This window comes from Serratia sp. JSRIV004 (genome assembly GCF_019968705.1).
GTDB lineage: Bacteria > Pseudomonadota > Gammaproteobacteria > Enterobacterales > Enterobacteriaceae > Chania > Chania fonticola_B.
Genome location: NZ_CP074140.1, coordinates 4,163,560 through 4,181,375 on the forward strand (window position 1 = coordinate 4,163,560; position 17,816 = coordinate 4,181,375).

The window sequence follows — 17,816 nt, forward strand, 5'->3', positions numbered from 1 at the left end:
AAGCTGATAGCCATGTTAACAATGGCCATCAGCTGTTTTTCTTTTTTTACCTATATCCATACCGCGTCTGATTTAAGAAAAATCATATTAATAAGGAAGTTAACATGCGTTTTCGCTCTCCCCATGCTTGGCTATTGCTTATTCTCACCCCCTTGGTTCAGGCAGCTGAAAATGGCCAGTTTATTGAGCAGCAAATGAGCCACCAGCAGGAACAGGAAAAAGCACGCTACAACCAATTGGAAACCGTAGGTAAAGACGTGCGCTCCGCCGGCAACGCTGGACTAAGTACCCACATTGACTTTCCTGAAGAACAACCCTGCTTCACCATTCAACGGGTTGAACTGAATAAGGACAACAAGATCCCTCATTGGATACCCTTGCACAAACTGACAGAACAGGCGCAAGGGCACTGCCTGGGGATCCAGGGGGTGAAAACGCTCGCAACTGCCTTACAAAATGACCTGATTGGGCATGGCTATATCACTACCAGGGTCATGATCCCCCAGCAAAATTTGACCGAAGGGCTTCTCACCCTGGAGATCCTGCCCGGCACCATTGGCAACGTCAGGCTAACCGATGACAGCGATAAGTACGTCAACTTGCACACCACCTTCCCTGGCAGCCAAGGGGATCTGCTGGATCTGCGTGCTATTGAGCAGGGGTTGGAAAACATGCAGCGCATTCCTGATGTCGTTGCCAATATTTCACTCCACCCAGGCAAACATGCGGGTGAATCCGACCTGGAAATCAGCCGTGAACAACCCTCATTCTGGCGTTTGGGCGGTTGGCTGGATGACTCAGGCAGTAAACAAACCGGCCGCTATCAAAGCGGCCTGGCTTTATATATTGATAACCCGACCTCGATGAACGATCTGTTCTACGTTTCTGCCGGTCGTGATTTGCAGTTCCAATCGACCCGTCATGCTAATAATGGCTCGTTGTACTACTCGGTGCCCTACGGCTTTTGGTCAGTGGATTTATATGCCAGCCGCAGCGAGTATTTGCAAAATATCCATGGCATCTATACCGATTTTTCCTACCGCGGCAAGTATCGCAACCTTAGCTTAAAAGTTAATCGCCTGTTGTATCGCAACGCAAGCCAAAAAAACACGCTCAGTTTTCAGCTCCTCAAGCGTAACTCGCATTTTTACCTGAACGATACGGAACTGCAGTTACAACAGCGTAATATGGCCAACTGGAGCATTGAGTTCAATCACCGCCACTACGTCGGCCAGTCCATTGTCGACGCCATGTTGAGCTATCAGCGTGATACCGCCTGGTTTGGTGCCGAAAGACCGGTGGACAGTGCTCCGTCAAGCCGTATCCTCAACCTGGATATCAGCACCTATACGCCATTTACCGTGCAAGATCTCTCAATGAGTTATCAATCCCGCTTTCGCCAGCAATATAGCCCGGACCACCTGACCACTCAGGATCAATTCAGTATCGGTAACCGCTGGACCGTACGTGGATTTGACGGTGAAATGAATATGATGGCCAACAAGGGCTACTCCCTACGCAATGACCTGAACCTGAACCTGCCAAAACTGGAGCAGCAATTATATCTGGGTATGGATTATGGCCGGGTGAAAGGAGACGGTAGTAACGATTTTGCCGATGGTCACCTGCTCGGTAGCGTTGCCGGTATTCGAGGGAAGGTAAAAGCGGTCGGTTATGACGCCTTCGTTGGGGTGCCGCTGTCCAAGCCCGATAATTTCATCACCAGCCCGGTCAACCTCGGCTTTACGTTACAGTGGCAATTTTGATGAAGTTAATGACAAAGGGCGATGTTTATCATCGCCCTTTGAGGTGGGAACCAGCTCAGACCTTGGCCATCACCTGTGACGGGCTGACCTGCCATTCAAACTTGCCGATGCTGCCATCCTCGGACAGCTCGACATTAGCGATGGCGGAGGTCGCAAACATTGGCGGGCATTCCCCAGGGCACAGTTCGGCCACCAGATAACCCACCAGCGGTAGATGGGAAACCACTAACACCGCACCGATGCCCTCTTTCGCCAGCGCCTGCAGATAACAGCTGACCAGCCCAGCGTCGCCCCCTGGAGTCAGCTCCGGCAGCACTTCTTCACCTTCCGGCAGCGTTAACGCTTCGCGTACCGTTTCCAGCGTCTGCTCGGCCCGCAAATAGGGGCTGACCAGCACTCGTTCAATATCCACAGACTTGGTGTTCAACCAGGCCGCCATCTGACGTGACTCATCACGGCCACAAACGGTAAGAGGCCTTACCGAATCGCTGGCTGCATCGAGTGCCGCCTCTCCGTGACGCATAATCAAAACTTGCATATTGCACCGCTGTTGTTGACAAAATAACGCTATACAGAAACGCCGAGCGTGCTGTATCGCCGAGTTGCACTCAAGAACACAGGCCTGCTTCAAACGATAACGCGCCGTCTCTCTATGGCGGCCGGGCATTTTGCCTGAAAGTTCGCGTAAAGAAAACGCTGTTTTTTACAACATTTGCGCCCTTACACAAATTCATCGCTGACATAACAACCAATTCAACGGGTTAAATTTTAACCTTGTTGCTATGAAGTTTTGGGAGCGCTGAGTGAGCCACCCACCAAAGCGCTACGTTACCCCTCCCCAATCTCCCTGTACAGCTTCCGGGATTGCCCTGATTGCAAGGAGTGATGGCGATCACAGTGCGGCTCCTTCTCAAACTGTAGCGCAAACCGGGCCGCTATGCTGGTTAACTGCCTTGCGGATAGAAGCGTTCCCCCTGCTCAGCCATGCGCTGCAGGCGTTCGCAAGGAGCAAAATATTCACCGTATTGCTGTTGCAGATAGCGCAGGGTTTTTACCACTTTCTCCGCGCCTAGCTCATCCATATAGCGGAATGGGCCACCCAGGAACGGCGGGAAGCCAATGCCAAATACCGCGCCGATATCACCGTCGCGGGCGCTGCGGATAACGCCCTCATCCAGGCAACGCGCCGCCTCGTTGAGCATCATCATCACACAGCGTTGGGCGATCACCGCATGTTGAATATACGCCTTGGCGGTGATACCCAGCAGTGGATAGATGCTGCTGTCTGCGCTCTTGCGCTTCTGGCGTGCCCTGCTGCCCTCGGCCGGGTACAGATAAAAACCACGGCCATTCTTGCGCCCTTTGCGGCCGTCTTTCAGCACTGCGTCGAACGCCGCTGGAGCGGCAAAGCGTGGCCCCAGTTCCGCCGTCAGGATCGGGATAATTTTGGTGCCAACGTCGATACCCACTTCGTCCAACAGCATGATGGGGCCCACTGGGAAACCAAAATCGACCAAAGCCTTATCCACCGATTCGATCGGCTCGCCTTCCAGCAGGCAGCGCGCCGCCTCATTAATATAAGGGGCGAGAATACGGTTGACGTAAAAACCAGCGCGATCGGCGACCACGATCGCCGTTTTCCCCTGTTTGTGGGCCAGAGCAACGGTAGTGGCAATGGTTTGTTCGCTGGTAGTGGCATGCGGGATCACTTCGACCAACGGCATTTTATCCACCGGGCTAAAGTAGTGCAGACCAATAACCTGCTGCGGCCTGGCTGCCTGCGCCGCGATTTGGCCGATCGGTAATGATGAGGTGTTGGAGGCGAATACGGTATGCGGCGCGGCATACCGTTCAATATCGGCCACCATCTGCTGCTTGAGCGCGATATCTTCAAATACCGCCTCCACCACGATGTCGACCCGTTCAAAACCGCTGTAATCGGTGCTGCCGGAAATCAACATCATCTGTTTCTGACGCTCTGCCGGACGCATGCGTTTGCTACGTACCCGTTTGCCCAGCAGATCCCAGGTGTATTTCAACGCATGGTTGATCCCCTGCTCATTCACGTCTTTAATGCGCACCGGTAACCCACCGCGAGTCGCCGTGACGCAGGCAATACCTCCGCCCATCAAACCACCGCCAAGAACACCGATGCGCTGTAATTCATGGGGCTGAGCATCCCCGCCACGCTCTTTTTTCAGCGCCGTAGAGGCAAAGAACAGGCTGCGTAATGCAGCAGACTGTGGTGACATCGCCAGTTCACCGAAGGCGCGGGCCTCCGCTTCATAGCCGCTGGCACTACCCTGATCCAGACCGGTGCGCACCACCTGAATAATACGCTCCGCTGCCGGGTAGTTACCGTGGGTTTTCTCCAGGGTCTTCTTGCGCACGATGCTGAACAGCAGGCTTCTGCCTAACGGACCGTTGAGCAGGCGTTCTTGCCACGGTAACGCACGGCGCGACTTCCAGCCCTGTTTCACACGCTCAATGGCGGTTTGCAGCAGAATAGATTGCGGTACGGCCTCGTCCACCAGGCCCATACGCAGCGCCTGACGCGCGCGAACGTGTCTGCCCGTCAGCATCATATCCAACGCTTTGCTGGCACCAATCAGGCGTGGTAAGCGCTGGGTGCCACCAGAGCCAGGCAACAAGCCTAACTGGACTTCCGGCAGGCCGAGCGCCGTTTTGTCATCCAGCGAACAGACGCGGCTATGGCAAGCCAAAGCCAACTCCAGCCCGCCCCCAAGGCAAGCACCATGAATGGCGGCAACCACCGGCACTGGGAACGCGGCAATCTGTGCCAGCGTGCTCTGCCCCTTCTTCGCCAGCGTTTGTGCCTCTTGGGCCGTATGGCACGCGGCAATCATGGTGATATCTGCACCGGCAATAAAGGAATCTGGCTTGCCGGAGAGGATCACCAAGCCTTCCAGGGTGGCAAGCTGCTGCGCCTTGAGCAGCACGTCGTTGATCTGCTCAACAAACTCCGCCTTCAGCGTATTCACCTTCTCACCCGGCACATCGATGGTGATCACGCCAATATTGTCCGGGCGCAAGGTCAGATGAAATGCCGAAGGCTTGGCACGCTGTTCGTGCAATACGTTCTCGAAACTCATTTGTCCACCTCCACAATCATCGCCGCACCTAATCCCCCAGCCGCGCAGGCGGTGGCCAGCCCCAGACCGCCACCGCGCCGTTTAAGCTCGTGCAGCGTCTGGGTAATCATGCGTGCGCCGGTCGCGGCAAACGGGTGGCCATAGGCGATAGAGCCACCCAACACGTTGAATTTTTCCATATCCACTTCGCCGATCGCCTGCTCACGCCCCAGCTTCTGCTGGGCAAACTCGGTGCTGGCGAACATTTTCAGGTTGGCCAGCGTTTGTGCTGCAAAGGCTTCATGCATATCGATCAGGGTCAGATCGGCCAGGGTAATACCCGCACGATCCAGCGCCAACGGGGTAGCATAGGAAGGGCCGAGCAGCATATCCTCCCAAACATCAATGGCGGCAAAAGCGAAGCTGCGCAGGTAGCCTAGAGGCTCCAGGCCGAGTTCTTTCGCACGGGATTCGCTCATCATCAGCACCGCTGCCGCACCATCGGTCAGCGGCGTACTGTTGGCGGCCGTGACGGTACCGTGGCGGCGATCGAATGCCGGTTTCAAGCGGGCATAAGACTCCAGGCTGGAATCTTTGCGGACGTTGTTATCTTCGGCCAGCGGGGTTTTATAGGGCGGCACATAGGCGGTCATCACTTCATCGCGCAACAGCCCCTGTTCCCAGGCTTTGGCGGCCAGTTGATGCGAGCGGTGTGCCAAAGCATCCTGCTGCTCGCGAGTAATGCCATGGGTTTTCGCCATCTGTTCGGCGGTATCCCCCATGCGCAGACCGGTAGAGTATTCTGCCACGGCGGGCGGCACCGGCATCAGATCGCGGAACTTAAGTTTGCTGAACAGTTTCAAACGCTGCGACAACGTGCGGGCCTTGTTAACGTCCACCAACGTACGAGCCAGCGCCTTGCTAACGCCAATCGGCAGCACGGAGGAAGAATCCGCCCCACCGGCAATGCCAACACTGATGCTGCCAGCCATGATACTTTCCGCCACGTTGGCAATCGCCTGGAAGCTGGTAGCACAGGCACGTGAAACGCTATAGGCATCGGTGTGCACGCTCATGCCGGTGCCAAGCACAATTTCCCGCGCAATGTTCGGCGCTTCAGGCATTTGCACCACCTGGCCAAATACCAGTTGTTCGATCAGGGCGGGATCGATGCCGCTACGCGCCAGCAGCTCGCTCACCGCAGTCTTGCCAAGATCGACCGCAGGTATACCGTGATAAGCGGTAGCCTGCTTGGCGAAAGGGGTGCGCAGCCCTTGAACGATGGCGATACGGTCGCCGAGACGGGTAACCAGCGGCAATGCCTTACTCATAAACGCTCCTGAAGAGAGGCCGTCAATACAACGGACAAAAAGAGGTCTGACCTGATGAGGTCATTGTTAACCAAATGTTTACATTTGGCAAACCGGCAGAAGTGAAAACTGAGAGCGAGAGCAACTTTCTGGCAGGGGGTAAAGCGGTGCGGATACCAGCAGGGGCGCATATTACGCCCCTACGGGATCGGGTCGAGATTAACGCAGGCCGAGCTGGAAGATCATGGTTTCTGCCTGGCAAGAGAAGGTGAAATCCACATCCAGTTGCACGCCGCCGTCAACCGGTTTAATGCTACTGCTGATGTCACAAGGATCGGACTCCACGCCGCGCGCCTTTTCAGTCAGTGCTGCCAGGGTTTGCTCTGCATCTTGCTGATTGGCAAACACTCGGCTGTAGGAAGCGGTGCAATCGGTGTTATCCATCACGGTTCCGACATCGACACAGCAGCAGGCCGCAGTTTCCTGAGCGTTACATTTATTGATTGCATCTGACATAGTTGAAATCTCCTCACGGGCCGCGGTTACGCTCGCCCAAATAGCCATTTATGATCTGGCGCAAATAAACAAAATTCTGTGTTTATTTTACTCCTCGGGCTTGCCAATCACTAGCCTTACTTTTTGTAAGCATTTTAAGTGACGGAAATCACATAACTAAATCGCCACCTGGTAAAAAAACATAAGAGTTTTGTTATGTATCGGTCGTTTTTTGTTATGTGGATCTCCTTTCTGATATCAATTTGGAAATATTTCAAAAACAAACTTGCAACATCTTAACAGGTCGGACCTATAATTCAGCCACTGGTCTGATTTGTCAGATTGATAACGGACCCTACAATCGCGCGCTCCATGTTACTTTGTGTAACATTGTTTAAATAATAAACACATAAAATGAGGTTTTGGTCATGAGCCAGAAAAACCTATTCACTAAATCAGCTCTCGCAGCTGCAGTGGCAATTATTTCTTCGAACGTGTATGCCGCAGGATTCCAGCTGAACGAGTTCTCGGCAGTTGGTTTAGGGCGAGCCTATTCTGGCGAAGGCGCAGTGGCGGATACCGCAGCCTCAGCAAGCCGTAACCCGGCGACCATGATGATGTTTGACCGCCCTTCTTTCTCTGCGGGCGCCGTTTTTATTGACCCAGACGTTAACATTACCGGCACCTCACCTTCAGGCCGCAGCCTGGATGCGAAGAACATTGCCCCGACCGCCTGGGTACCCAACCTGCACTACATCCAACCGCTGAATGACCAATGGGCCGTTGGCGGTTCTGTGACCAGCAACTATGGCCTGGCCACCGAATACAACGAAGGCTACACCGCTGGCTCCGTCGGCGGGACTACCGACCTGACCACGGCAAACCTCAACCTGAGCCTCGCATACCGTCTGAACCAACAATTCAGCTTCGGTCTGGGCTTCGATGCAGTGTATGCCAAAGCCAAGATCGATCGCTTCGCCGGCGATTTACCACTGCTGCTGGCAGGCTCCGGCAAATTGCCTCCGGCGCTGGCTGGCCAGGTAGCCAGGATCCCTGCCGATACTCAGATCTCTCATCTGGAAGGTAACAAGTGGGGCTACGGCTGGAACGCTGGCATCTTGTATCAAGTAGACGACAGAAACCGTTACGGCTTCACCTACCGCTCTGAAGTGAAAATCGACTTTGACGGTGACTACCGCAGCAGCCTGCCTTCCGCCTATAACGGCCTGCTCGGGCAGTTTGGCCTGCCAATGGGGACCGACGGTAACAACGTCCCAGGTTCTCTGACCCTGAATCTGCCAGAAATGTGGGAGATCTCCGGTTATAACAAAGTGGCACAGCAGTGGGCTATCCACTACAGCATGGCCTACACCAGTTGGAGCCAGTTCCAGGAGCTGAAAGCGACAGACAGCAACGGCAAAACGCTGTTCCAGAAGCATGAAGGCTTCCGTGACGCTTACCGTATCGCGCTGGGTACCACCTACTTCTACGACGATAACTGGACCTTCCGTGGCGGTATCGCCTTCGATGATAGCCCGGTTCCGGCACAAAACCGCTCTATCTCAATCCCGGATCAGGATCGCACCTGGATCAGCGCCGGTACCACTTACGCGTTCAATAAAGACGCTTCTGTCGACGTGGGTGTGTCCTACATGCACGGCCAGAAAGTCACCATCAAAGAAGGCCCATATACCTTCGAATCGAAGGGTTCAGCCTGGTTGTACGGTGCTGGCTTCAACTACCGTTTCTAATCTGTTTTCCTGGACAGAAACGTAAAAACGGCGGGATTATCCCGCCGTTTTTTATTCTATTAACCCCATCCAGTCGTAACTCAGGAAAGGCTTACCGTCGTGATGCTGTGCTCAGTCGACGGAGCATACGACTCCGGCTTTTGTTCCGTAATTTCTTCTTGAACGACTACAGCGTCAGGCTCCGCCACCGGAGCAACTGGCTGCGCCTGCGGCAAAGCAGCGGTCAACGCCTGCAATGAACCACCGCTGATACCGATTTCCTGTAACAGGGAATCGATGACCGGTGCATGCGTGCGGTAGGCGAGCGCGGCAGACATCGCCTGCTCGGCCAGGTTGCCGCCGCCGACCGAAGCCGCCGTCGCCCCTGCGATACCGCCAGAACGGTTCAACCCATCCACCTGCATGATCTTGATGCCTTCGATGGCCTTCATCGGCTCAACGGACTTCTCGATGATCGCCGGCAGTGCCTGCAGCAGTGCCAGTTTGAACTTCAGGCTGGTCTGATCGCTGGAAAGCATGTTGACCGCTTCGTTCAACGCACGCTGGGTTTCCGCCTCTGCCAAGCCTTTCTTACGTGCGGCTTCGGCCAGTTCAATGATGGCAGCGGCCTGCAGTTCAGCGGCCTCTTTCTCCGCACGGGCTTTCAGCGTCAGTTGCATCGCCTCGGTTTCCGCCCCTTGACGGGCTTCAATCAGAGCAACCTGTTTGGCACGATCGGCTTCGGCAGTCTGGCGCGTGGTTTCCACGTTTTGCTCCGCTTTCACCGCTTCGGTCAACGCGTCATTGGCGCGCGCCTGAGCCTGGGACTGCTGCTCGGACTTGGCAGCAATGGCGATGGCCTTATCCTGTTCGGCGATTTCCGTCACTTTTTTCTGCTCGATGGCGGCCATTTCAGTGACTTTATTCTGCTCGATCTCTTTGACGCGGATTTCACGGTCCGCCTCTACCTTACGGGTCCGTACCGCCTGCTCACGCTCGATTTCCGCCTCCTGGATCTGGCGCTCGGCGGAGATGCGGCTCTGTTCAGCCTCGCGGCGGCGCTCCGCTTCGAAGGTGGCGATCCGGGAGCTTTGCTCGGCGCTGCGGGTCTTGACCTGCTGCTCCTGCTCAAGCGACATGAAGGCTTCCTGCTGCTCGATCTCCAGCTTGCGTGCCATGGCATCGCGGTTTTTCTCGCGTACGGCGACCTCCACGTCCTGCTCAACTTCGTTACGCTCGCGACGACGGCGTTCGGTTTCCTGCGTCAGCTTGGTCAGCCCTTCGGCATCGAAGGCGTTGTTAGGATCAAAATACTCTTTCGAGGTCTGGTTAAAGTTGGTCAGCGATACGCTTTCCAGCTCCAGGCCGTTTTTCGCCAGATCTTCGGATACCGTGCTCTGCACGCCCTGCACGAAGTTTTCGCGCGTATCTTGCAGGTCTTGCATGGTCATCTGCGCTGCGGTGGAGCGTAGGGCATCAACAAACTTGTCTTCCACCAGTTGGCGCAGATCTTCCGGTGACAGCGTACGCTGGCCCAAAGTCTGTGCGGCAGTGGAGATCCCTTCAATGGTCGGTTGCACGCGGACAAAAAATGCCACCACCACGTCGACGCGCATTCTGTCCTTGGTGATCAGGCTGTCGTGCATGGCACGGCTGACCTCCAGCTTCAGGGTCTTCATGTTGATTTCAACAATCTCATGAAACACCGGCAGGGAGATGGCACCACCGCTCAGCACCACCTTGAGACCGCCCAGACCGGTACGTACCAACGACTGTTCCGCCGAAGCGCGGCGATACAGACGTGAAAAAATCAGTCCGATAATCAGCAGGACGACAAAGATACCACCCGCAATCGAACCCCAAAACGTAAGACCATCACTAATTATCACTAGGGCTACCTCTCCATCAGTATTATCAAAATAATTCCGTTAAAACCGCGTTCACAGCAGGTCCGGCCAAGGGTTGGCGCTACCGCTGAAGCGAGAACCGGAGATGCGCGCCGTAACCAGCACCTTGGCTCCACGCACAAAGGCGGCGTCCGCCTCATCCGGCTCGATCAAAATATAATGGGTACGCCCGTGCTCGTCAGTCAATCTGGCTTCTGCCGGGGAGCCAGCCGTGGCCGTTGCGCCAGTCATGATTGCCATCCGGCCAATAAAGCTGTCCGTGGAAACGGCGCTGCTTTCGTCACGTGGCAAGTAGCGAGCAATGCCGCGGCCACACCAGCGTACGCTGAACACAGCGACGATAAAGGCAACGATCACCGCCAGCCACACCGGTAGTTCACCGCCTGCCAGCCATTGCAGTATCAGGCCACTCAGTGAAAAACCGCCGAGAAACAGCACGATGATGATCAGCAGCGGCAAACGCCCGATATGCAGCCAGCTCAGACCCTGGGCGAAAACGTTCTCACCCAGGGTAATATCCGGATGGGAGTCTATAGCCGCATCGAAATGGCTGGAAAGGGAAGCACCGAGAAACACCGCCAGCGTTTCCAGCACACCGATAAACAGCAGCAGGAGCAGAGCGATCAAGAAAGGGGCATTGCCTGAAGAAAGTAGGTCCATATTGGCGTTCTCCGTGCGCATCACAGCGAAAATATCGCGGCAGCAGAAAACCGGCAGGAAAGAGGGTACAAAACGCGGTAAAGATGATGCTGCAATCCGCTATAAACGTTCCTTGTGCCACACAAGCCGGTTCCCAAGCCACGGGCTCTGCCTTCCAAGTCACCAGCGGCAGTCGCCTGGCGCAGATTTTAGCATTTACTGCCGCGCCATCCCAGAAAATCATCAATAAAAATGATTATCATTTACATAAATAAAAAAGGATCCCTACACTTCCGGGATCCTTTTTCAAACGGTATTCACCACAGGATAAGTTGAAAGAACAATCCTTAGTTGGCGGAGTCGATCTCGTCCAGATCGCCCTGGATCGCCTTGGCATTCGGGTTTTCCTGCGGCTTGAGCACCCCGCCATTCGCCAGGAAGTCATGGCGTTGGAAATAGGCGTCACGCACCATCGCATAGGGATCGGAAGAGTTGCGCAGCAACCCATCGGAATCCAGCAGTTGAGCACGGGTTTCAACCCCTTCCACTACCCATTTCCCCGCCGACATCCAGAAGGTGAGATAACTCAGCACCGGATAAACGCTATCCGCCCAATCGCCACCGTCTTCACGAATAGTGAAGCTGCCGTAGACCGGTAAGTGGACATACGGGCCGTAACCTACGCCGTAGTTCCCCAAGGTGCCACCGAAGCGGCGTGGTTCTTCACGCGCCAGTTTCGGGTTAGCCATACTGGCCACGTCGATCAACCCGCCCATCCCCAACAGGGTGTTGAGGAAGAAACGGTTGAAGTGCTTCATGCCCTGATAAGGGTTACCACGCAGAAATTCGTTCACCATGCTGGCCGGCTCTTCCAGGTTGGAAGTAAAGTTGCTCAAGCCATTACGCGCAGGCATCGGGACGTAATCACGCCATGCCACCGCAACCGGGCGCAGCACGTAGGGATCCATCACGTTATAGTTGAAGTTAAACATCGCCCGGTTAAACCCTTCAAGAGGGTCGGAACGCCCTTGCGGATCGTCACCAGGCGAGCTGGCACAGCCTACCAATAACACCGTTGCGAAAGCCAGCCCAGTCAGGCGAAAGTTCATATTTATCTCCATGAAAACCCTTGGATTCTTTTTTATCAGGGAACCTGTTTATCTATCTGAACGCTGACCTGTTCCTTGCCGCTATAGGCTTGCAGCGTACTATCGCCAAACCAGTCGCCCGCCTGTGGCGTTGCCAAACCATCCTGTGACAGCCTGACGTGCACCTTCACCTTCTGCTGAGCCGAGAGCAGCCGCTCAGGCATCATGGCGTTGCTGTCATCCAATGTGAATGATAGCGGGAAACGACTCAATGGCAATTGCTTGACCGCTACCGGCACCGGGTTGGTGCCATCGGTAACCGAAACGATCAGCGTTCCTTGTTGTGGTAATGCTTTTGCCGCCTCTGGCGACAGCGTGACAGTGACGGAGAGTTTAACAGTTTCTGCGCCCACCTGAACTTTTGCTTGTTCAATACTGCGCTTTATCACTGCAACACGCTGGTCATCGGCAGGTAACAGTTTCAACATTACCTGCCAGGCACCGATCGCCTGTTGGTAATCGCCCTGCTCAAAGGAGTTGAACGCCAACAGGCTCAGTACACGCACGTTGGTGTGATCTTCTGCCACCATGGTGCGCAGCATTGCGGTGGCCTGCTTGTTGTCTTCCGGATCGCCCGAGCGCGTCAGCACTTCAGCATAGCCCAGGCGCACTTCCATATTGCTCGGATCCAGGCTGTAAGCTCGAGCAAAAGCCTGGGTCGCGGTGGTGGCATTATTCAACGCCATCCCGACACGGCCAAGCATCATCCAGTCGTTCAGGTTCCTGTCATCGTCCTGCAACGAGGTGCGTAAACCCAAGCCAAGACGGGCGATCTCTTCCATACTCAGCGGTTGGGCACGCTCATTCGCCACCCGCGCACGCAGTTCCGGCATTTGGGATTCTACCTGATGCCAGGCCATAACCTGAGCCAAACCGCCGGTTTTCAGATAAAAGCCAACCGATACCACCACCAACACCATCACGCCAGGCACTAAAGCCCAACGATTGATAGGCCGTGCAGGCTGCTCATCCGGTTGCCCAGGAATATCGTTCAGCAAGTTCTGTTGCAGCTCTTTGACCAGCTCCGGGCGTTCCGCAACTACCCCTTGATCTTCATCTTGTGCCAGCTCGTCAAGACGATCCTGGTAGAACGCCTTGTTGAGCGTATCGCGGCTGGCCGCCGTACTTTCTTTGCCTTGGCGCATCGCAGGCACGACCAGCAACGCGCTCGCACCGACCAACAGCACTATAATTATCAGCCAAAAAGCCATTAGGGTTTCTTCCTGTCAGTCTCTTTCAACAACGCCGCAAGACGCTGCTGCTCCTGCTCGGAGAATTCCTCGTTGACTACGCCCGCCCGCCGTTGACGAGTGCGCAATATCACCACCGCCCCGCCAATCAGCACAAACAGCAGCGGCCCGACCCACAAGATCAAGGTTGCTGGCGTCACCGGGGGTTCATAGGTCACAAAATTACCGTAGCGCGCCACCATATAGTCGATGACCTGCTGCTTGTCTTGCCCCTGCATCATCAGCTCATACACCTTAGTGCGCATATCCGCCGCGATGATGGCATTGGAATCGGCAATGCTGTTGTTCTGGCATTTAGGGCAGCGCAACTGTTCGGTCAACTCACGGTATTGCTGTTCCTGCTCCACCGAATTGAATTTGTAGGTATCGATAGCCGCAGCAGCACTCCAGCTTAGCAATGCCGCCACCAGTAAGGTTATCAGCCTCATGCGTCGCCCCCATATTTACGGTACAGCGGTAACACTTCCTGCTGCCAGACACGCTCGTTCATGTCCCCGGCGTGGCGGTAGCGGATAATGCCTTCACCGTCGATCAGGAAGGTCTCAGGTGCGCCATACACGCCGAGATCCAGCCCCAGCATGCCGTCGCCGTCGTACAGGCTCAGCGCATAAGGGTTACCCAACTGATTGAGCCACACCACCGCCTTCTGGCGATCATCTTTATAGTTTAGCCCGACTACTCGGATGCCTTTGGCCGCCAGAGTATTGAGATACTCGTGCTCCGCCCGACAGGTGGGGCACCAGGTCGCCCACACGTTCAACAATATCGGTTTGCCCGTGCGCAGCACCGCCTGATCGAAGGTTTTACCTGGATGTTCCAGGGATTCCAGCTTGAAGGTCGGCACCGGTTTACCAATCAGCGCAGACTCCAGCATGGTGGGATCTTCCCCGCCGGCGTTACGCGTCAGCTGTACCAACAAAGCCACCACCAACAGCAGGAACAGGATTAACGGAATAAATAACAGTTTGCGGTTCATGCCTGCCCCCCTTGTTTGGCTTCACGTTTGAGTTTTTTGCTCATGCGATAGCGCGGATCAAGAATACATAGCACGCCGCCGATCGCCATAAACACCCCACCGAACCAGATCCAGCGGACAAAAGGTTTGTAGTAAAGCCGTACGGCCCAGGAGCCATCGTCCAACTCTTCACCCAACGCGGCGTACAAATCGCGCGTCAGGCCACCGTCGATGGCGGCCTCCGTCATCATGCTGCGCGCCACGCTGTAATAACGTTTTTCCGCATGCAGGGTGGCTTCTGCCTTACCGTTGCGGGTGACATCGATAATCCCGACACCGCCGGTGTAGTTTGAACCGCGGATATCGTGAACGTCGCGGAAGATGAAGCGATAGTCGTGAATTTCCACGCTATCACCGGCTTTCATGCGGACATCACGCTCAACGCTGTAGTTTTGGCTGAAGGCGATCCCGATCACCGTGACCGCCACGCCCAGATGGCCTAACACCATGCCCCAATGACTACGGGAAAGGTGCCTGAGCCCCTGCCAGAATCCGTGGCGATGGGTGGCTCGCTCATGCAGCTCCATCAGAGTCAGCAGGATCACCCAGATGGCCATGATCAGCCCAACCACCGTCATGCCGACGATACTGTCTTGCAGCAGCCAAGGCAGCAGGATTGACAGCACCAGCGTGATCACCAGCGCCACGCCCAGGCGACGCCAGAGCTTGGTGGGTTCGTCACGACGCCAGCGCACCAACGGCCCGATGCCCAGCAGCAGCGCCAGCGGTGCCATCAACCAGGTAAACATGGTGTTGAAGAAAGGCTCGCCGATGGAAATACTGCCCAGCCCCAACTGTTTATGCACCAACGGCAACAAGGTCCCCAGCAACACCACCAGCATGGCGGCGATCAGCAGGACGTTGTTGCCCAGCAGGAAGGTTTCCCGCGAGAAGGTTTCATGCTGCACCCGGCTACGCACCTGCCCGCCCTTCACGGCATACAGCAACAGCGAGCCCCCAATCACGATCACCAGATAGGCGAGGATAAACATCCCGCGCGCCGGATCGGAGGCAAAGGAGTGAACGGAAACCAGCACGCCGGAACGCACCAGGAAGGTGCCCAACAGACACAGGGAGAAGGCCGTGATCGCCAGCAGCACCGTCCAGGCTTTGAAGGTCCCGCGTTTTTCGGTGACCGCCAGCGAGTGCATCAAAGCCGTACCGGCCAGCCATGGCATAAAGGAGGCGTTTTCGACCGGATCCCAGAACCACCAGCCGCCCCAACCCAGCTCATAGTAAGCCCACGCCGATCCCAACACGATGCCCATGGTCAGGAAGACCCAGGCCGCCGTAGTCCACGGACGCGACCAACGAGCCCAGGCCGTATCGAGCCGCCCGGCCATCAGTGAGGCAATGGCGAAGGCAAAGGCCACCGAGAAACCCACGTAGCCCATATACAGCAACGGCGGGTGGAAGATCAGCCCGATATCCTGCAACAGCGGGTTAAGGTCGCCCCCGTCGATCGGGAAACTCGGCAAGGTGCGGGTAAACGGGTTGGAGGTCATAATGATGAACAGCAAGAACCCGGCGGTGATCATCCCCATCACCGACAACACACGCGCCACGGCATCCTGCGGCATTGCACGGCTGCACATGGCAACCGCCAGTGACCAGCAGCTCAGCAGCAACACCCACAGCAGCAGGGAACCTTCGTGCGCTCCCCACGTTGCCGCAATGCGGTAATACACCGGTAGTTTGGTGTTGGAGTTGGCTGCCACATAGGAGACGGTAAAGTCATTGGTAATAAACGCGTACACCAGGCAGGCAAATGCCAGGGCGATGGCGATAAACATGCCATAGGTTAACGGGCGGGCTACCGCCATCATGCGCGTATCCTGGCGCGCCGCTCCCCATTGCGGGTAAATGCTCAGCAGCAACGAAATCGCCAACGCCAGGCACAGCAGAAAACTTCCAAGTTCCGGCATCATGACTTGTTGCCCCCGTCCGGCGAACTGCTATAGGTAGCGGCCGGGCTTTTATGATTCTCTTTCATGGCATCCGCGACTTCTGGTGGCGTATATTTTTCATCGTGTTTGGCCAGCACTTCACGCGCGTTGACCACATTACCTTCCCCCAGCACGCCCTGTGCCACTACGCCCTGCCCCTCACGGAACAGATCCGGCAAAATCCCGTTGTAGGTCACTTCGATGGCTCCGTGGGCATCATATACCTTGAAGCTCACCTGCAGGCTTTGCTGATCGCGTTTGACCGAGCCAGGCATCACCATGCCACCGATACGCAGGCGCTGGCCCACCTCCGGTTTTTCATGCTTTTCACCCTTGCCTTGCAGGATCTCGCTCGGGGTGTAGAACAGGTCGATATTGGAGCGCAAGGCATACAACATCAGCGTGGCGGTGAGCGCGACACCAATCAGTACGACAATGACCAGATAGAGGCGGCTTTTACGACGTGGATTCACTGTGATTTCTCCCGCGAGTTAACAGGCTGCGGTGTGGCCGCGGATTGCTTTGACTGTTGTGACTGGCGGATCCGCCGTTCACGCGACGCCTGGCGGCTGACTTCGGCCAGTAGCTGCTTACGCTGCCACAGGGTGTGGACCAGTAGCCCCAACAGGGAAAGCAGGGTTACGGCCACGGCCAACCAAACGTAAAACGCATAACCGCCCATGGCGAAAAACGCCTGCCAGGAACTGAATGCAGCATTCATGACTGACGCTCCTTGCTAACCAATTCGGCGACCCAAGGGCGCTGACGTTCCTGGAAAAGGATCAGATTGCGCAGGCGCATCAAGGTCAGCGTAATAAAGAACAACAGGTAACCGAAGATCGCCCAACGCAGCGGGTAACGCATGCTTGGCGCAATGCTCTGCTGCATATTGGTTGAGCCCTGGTGGAGGGTATTCCACCATTCGACCGAAAAGTGAATAATCGGAATGTTGATCACCCCTACCAGCACCAGAATACCGGCGGCTCGCCCGGCCAGGCGGCGATCGTCGAAAGCGTTATACAACGCAATGATGCCCATATAAAGGAACAGCAACACCAGCTCCGAGGTCAGGCGAGCATCCCACACCCACCAGGTGCCCCACATCGGTTTGCCCCAGGCAGATCCGGTGACCAAAGCAATAAAAGTGAACACCGCACCGACCGGAGCCATGGCCGCGACCACGGTATCGGACATTTTCATCTGCCAGACCAGGCCGATAAACGCCGCTATCGCCATCGAGCCATAAATGCCCATCGACCAGATGGCCGCCGGAACATGAATGTACATGATACGGAAGCTGTCACCCTGTTGATAATCTTTAGGTGCGAAACCGAAGCCCCACACCCAGCCGATCAGCAGACAGATGGCGCCCGCTATCCCCAACCAGGGGACAAAGCGGCCACAGACATGGTACAGCCGTTCCGGCTTGGCAAATTGATGTAACCATTTCCACATTGTCGTCATTGCTCACGGTAAGAAATCATTCAGTAACCGCTCCCTGATGGCAGAACGGCGAAA

General features: G+C 55.7%; 17 protein-coding genes. 3 read left to right on the forward strand and 14 right to left on the reverse strand.

Annotation, left to right across the window (positions count from 1 at the left end; all coding sequences use genetic code 11):
- Nucleotides 1–104: 104 nt before the first annotated feature.
- Nucleotides 105–1,766 carry a ShlB/FhaC/HecB family hemolysin secretion/activation protein gene (locus tag KGP21_RS19910; protein ID WP_223536096.1) on the forward strand — a complete coding sequence of 554 codons (1,662 nt, stop codon included), beginning with the start codon at nt 105–107 and terminating at the stop codon, nt 1,764–1,766.
- A gap of 55 nt (nt 1,767–1,821) precedes the next feature.
- Here the strand turns inward: KGP21_RS19910 and sixA are convergent, their stop codons facing one another.
- The 4 genes from sixA to KGP21_RS19930 all read right to left on the reverse strand — a co-directional run bounded on the left by sixA (nt 1,822) and on the right by KGP21_RS19930 (nt 6,684).
- Nucleotides 1,822–2,304: a phosphohistidine phosphatase SixA gene (gene sixA, locus KGP21_RS19915; RefSeq protein ID WP_021806062.1), complete on the reverse strand. Its 483-nt coding sequence runs from the start codon at nt 2,302–2,304 to the stop codon at nt 1,822–1,824.
- Between the two features lie 406 nt (nt 2,305–2,710).
- Nucleotides 2,711–4,879, reverse strand: coding sequence for a fatty acid oxidation complex subunit alpha FadJ (gene fadJ / locus KGP21_RS19920; RefSeq protein ID WP_223536098.1), 2,169 nt, complete (start codon nt 4,877–4,879; stop codon nt 2,711–2,713).
- Entirely contained in the window at nt 4,876–6,189 is a 1,314-nt protein-coding gene (gene fadI / locus KGP21_RS19925) for an acetyl-CoA C-acyltransferase FadI (protein ID WP_024485084.1), read from the reverse strand. The genes fadJ and fadI overlap by 4 nt, the downstream gene beginning before the upstream one ends.
- A gap of 198 nt (nt 6,190–6,387) precedes the next feature.
- Entirely contained in the window at nt 6,388–6,684 is a 297-nt protein-coding gene (locus tag KGP21_RS19930) for a YfcZ/YiiS family protein (protein ID WP_021806065.1), read from the reverse strand.
- Between the two features lie 407 nt (nt 6,685–7,091).
- Between KGP21_RS19930 and fadL the strand changes: the two genes are divergently transcribed.
- Nucleotides 7,092–8,414 (forward strand): long-chain fatty acid transporter FadL, encoded by a 1,323-nt coding sequence (fadL, locus tag KGP21_RS19935; RefSeq protein ID WP_179245400.1) that lies wholly within the window; start codon nt 7,092–7,094, stop codon nt 8,412–8,414.
- A gap of 80 nt (nt 8,415–8,494) precedes the next feature.
- Here fadL and KGP21_RS19940 read toward each other — a convergent pair whose 3' ends face one another.
- Nucleotides 8,495–10,282 carry a flotillin family protein gene (locus KGP21_RS19940; RefSeq protein WP_094982015.1) on the reverse strand — a complete coding sequence of 596 codons (1,788 nt, stop codon included), beginning with the start codon at nt 10,280–10,282 and terminating at the stop codon, nt 8,495–8,497.
- A 51-nt stretch (nt 10,283–10,333) separates the two neighbouring features.
- Entirely contained in the window at nt 10,334–10,960 is a 627-nt protein-coding gene (locus KGP21_RS19945) for an OB-fold-containig protein (RefSeq protein ID WP_166733048.1), read from the reverse strand.
- Nucleotides 10,961–11,043: 83 nt separating this feature from the next.
- Here KGP21_RS19945 and KGP21_RS19950 point away from each other — a divergent pair, with 83 nt between their 5' ends.
- The gene (locus KGP21_RS19950) at nt 11,044–11,214 is read left to right on the forward strand and encodes a hypothetical protein (protein ID WP_021806069.1); all 171 of its coding nucleotides are present in this window, start codon (nt 11,044–11,046) and stop codon (nt 11,212–11,214) included.
- 72 nt (nt 11,215–11,286) lie between these two features.
- Here the strand turns inward: KGP21_RS19950 and mlaA are convergent, their stop codons facing one another.
- The 8 genes from mlaA to KGP21_RS19990 are packed head-to-tail and all read right to left on the reverse strand — an operon-like array spanning nt 11,287 to nt 17,753.
- Entirely contained in the window at nt 11,287–12,048 is a 762-nt protein-coding gene (mlaA, locus tag KGP21_RS19955) for a phospholipid-binding lipoprotein MlaA (protein WP_021178624.1), read from the reverse strand.
- Nucleotides 12,049–12,083: 35 nt separating this feature from the next.
- A complete protein-coding gene (gene ccmI, locus KGP21_RS19960; protein WP_021178625.1) occupies nt 12,084–13,298 on the reverse strand; it encodes a c-type cytochrome biogenesis protein CcmI in 1,215 nt (404 codons plus the stop codon).
- A complete protein-coding gene (locus KGP21_RS19965; protein ID WP_021178626.1) occupies nt 13,298–13,765 on the reverse strand; it encodes a cytochrome c-type biogenesis protein in 468 nt (155 codons plus the stop codon). Before KGP21_RS19965 ends, ccmI begins: the two co-directional genes overlap by 1 nt.
- Complete coding sequence (locus KGP21_RS19970) at nt 13,762–14,313, reverse strand: DsbE family thiol:disulfide interchange protein (RefSeq protein WP_021178627.1); 552 nt, start codon at nt 14,311–14,313, stop codon at nt 13,762–13,764. The genes KGP21_RS19965 and KGP21_RS19970 overlap by 4 nt, the downstream gene beginning before the upstream one ends.
- Complete coding sequence (locus tag KGP21_RS19975; protein WP_021806070.1) at nt 14,310–16,280, reverse strand: heme lyase CcmF/NrfE family subunit; 1,971 nt, start codon at nt 16,278–16,280, stop codon at nt 14,310–14,312. Before KGP21_RS19975 ends, KGP21_RS19970 begins: the two co-directional genes overlap by 4 nt.
- Nucleotides 16,277–16,771 (reverse strand): cytochrome c maturation protein CcmE, encoded by a 495-nt coding sequence (ccmE, locus tag KGP21_RS19980; protein WP_021806071.1) that lies wholly within the window; start codon nt 16,769–16,771, stop codon nt 16,277–16,279. Before ccmE ends, KGP21_RS19975 begins: the two co-directional genes overlap by 4 nt.
- Nucleotides 16,768–17,019: a heme exporter protein CcmD gene (ccmD, locus tag KGP21_RS19985; RefSeq protein ID WP_021806072.1), complete on the reverse strand. Its 252-nt coding sequence runs from the start codon at nt 17,017–17,019 to the stop codon at nt 16,768–16,770. The genes ccmE and ccmD overlap by 4 nt, the downstream gene beginning before the upstream one ends.
- The gene (locus tag KGP21_RS19990; RefSeq protein WP_021806073.1) at nt 17,016–17,753 is read right to left on the reverse strand and encodes a heme ABC transporter permease; all 738 of its coding nucleotides are present in this window, start codon (nt 17,751–17,753) and stop codon (nt 17,016–17,018) included. Before KGP21_RS19990 ends, ccmD begins: the two co-directional genes overlap by 4 nt.
- Nucleotides 17,754–17,816 lie beyond the last annotated feature (63 nt).

Bases quoted from the DNA above. Each gene is read 5' to 3' on its own strand.
- KGP21_RS19910 (WP_223536096.1), top strand. From the start codon at position 105: ATGCGTTTTCGCTCTCCCCATGCTTGGCTATTGCTTATTCTCACCCCC.
- sixA (WP_021806062.1), bottom strand. From the start codon at position 2,304: ATGCAAGTTTTGATTATGCGTCACGGAGAGGCGGCACTCGATGCAGCC.
- fadJ (WP_223536098.1), bottom strand. From the start codon at position 4,879: ATGAGTTTCGAGAACGTATTGCACGAACAGCGTGCCAAGCCTTCGGCA.
- fadI (WP_024485084.1), bottom strand. From the start codon at position 6,189: ATGAGTAAGGCATTGCCGCTGGTTACCCGTCTCGGCGACCGTATCGCC.
- KGP21_RS19930 (WP_021806065.1), bottom strand. From the start codon at position 6,684: ATGTCAGATGCAATCAATAAATGTAACGCTCAGGAAACTGCGGCCTGC.
- fadL (WP_179245400.1), top strand. From the start codon at position 7,092: ATGAGCCAGAAAAACCTATTCACTAAATCAGCTCTCGCAGCTGCAGTG.
- KGP21_RS19945 (WP_166733048.1), bottom strand. From the start codon at position 10,960: ATGGACCTACTTTCTTCAGGCAATGCCCCTTTCTTGATCGCTCTGCTC.
- KGP21_RS19950 (WP_021806069.1), top strand. From the start codon at position 11,044: ATGATGCTGCAATCCGCTATAAACGTTCCTTGTGCCACACAAGCCGGT.
- mlaA (WP_021178624.1), bottom strand. From the start codon at position 12,048: ATGAACTTTCGCCTGACTGGGCTGGCTTTCGCAACGGTGTTATTGGTA.
- ccmI (WP_021178625.1), bottom strand. From the start codon at position 13,298: ATGGCTTTTTGGCTGATAATTATAGTGCTGTTGGTCGGTGCGAGCGCG.
- KGP21_RS19965 (WP_021178626.1), bottom strand. From the start codon at position 13,765: ATGAGGCTGATAACCTTACTGGTGGCGGCATTGCTAAGCTGGAGTGCT.
- KGP21_RS19970 (WP_021178627.1), bottom strand. From the start codon at position 14,313: ATGAACCGCAAACTGTTATTTATTCCGTTAATCCTGTTCCTGCTGTTG.
- KGP21_RS19975 (WP_021806070.1), bottom strand. From the start codon at position 16,280: ATGATGCCGGAACTTGGAAGTTTTCTGCTGTGCCTGGCGTTGGCGATT.
- ccmD (WP_021806072.1), bottom strand. From the start codon at position 17,019: ATGAATGCTGCATTCAGTTCCTGGCAGGCGTTTTTCGCCATGGGCGGT.
- KGP21_RS19990 (WP_021806073.1), bottom strand. From the start codon at position 17,753: ATGTGGAAATGGTTACATCAATTTGCCAAGCCGGAACGGCTGTACCAT.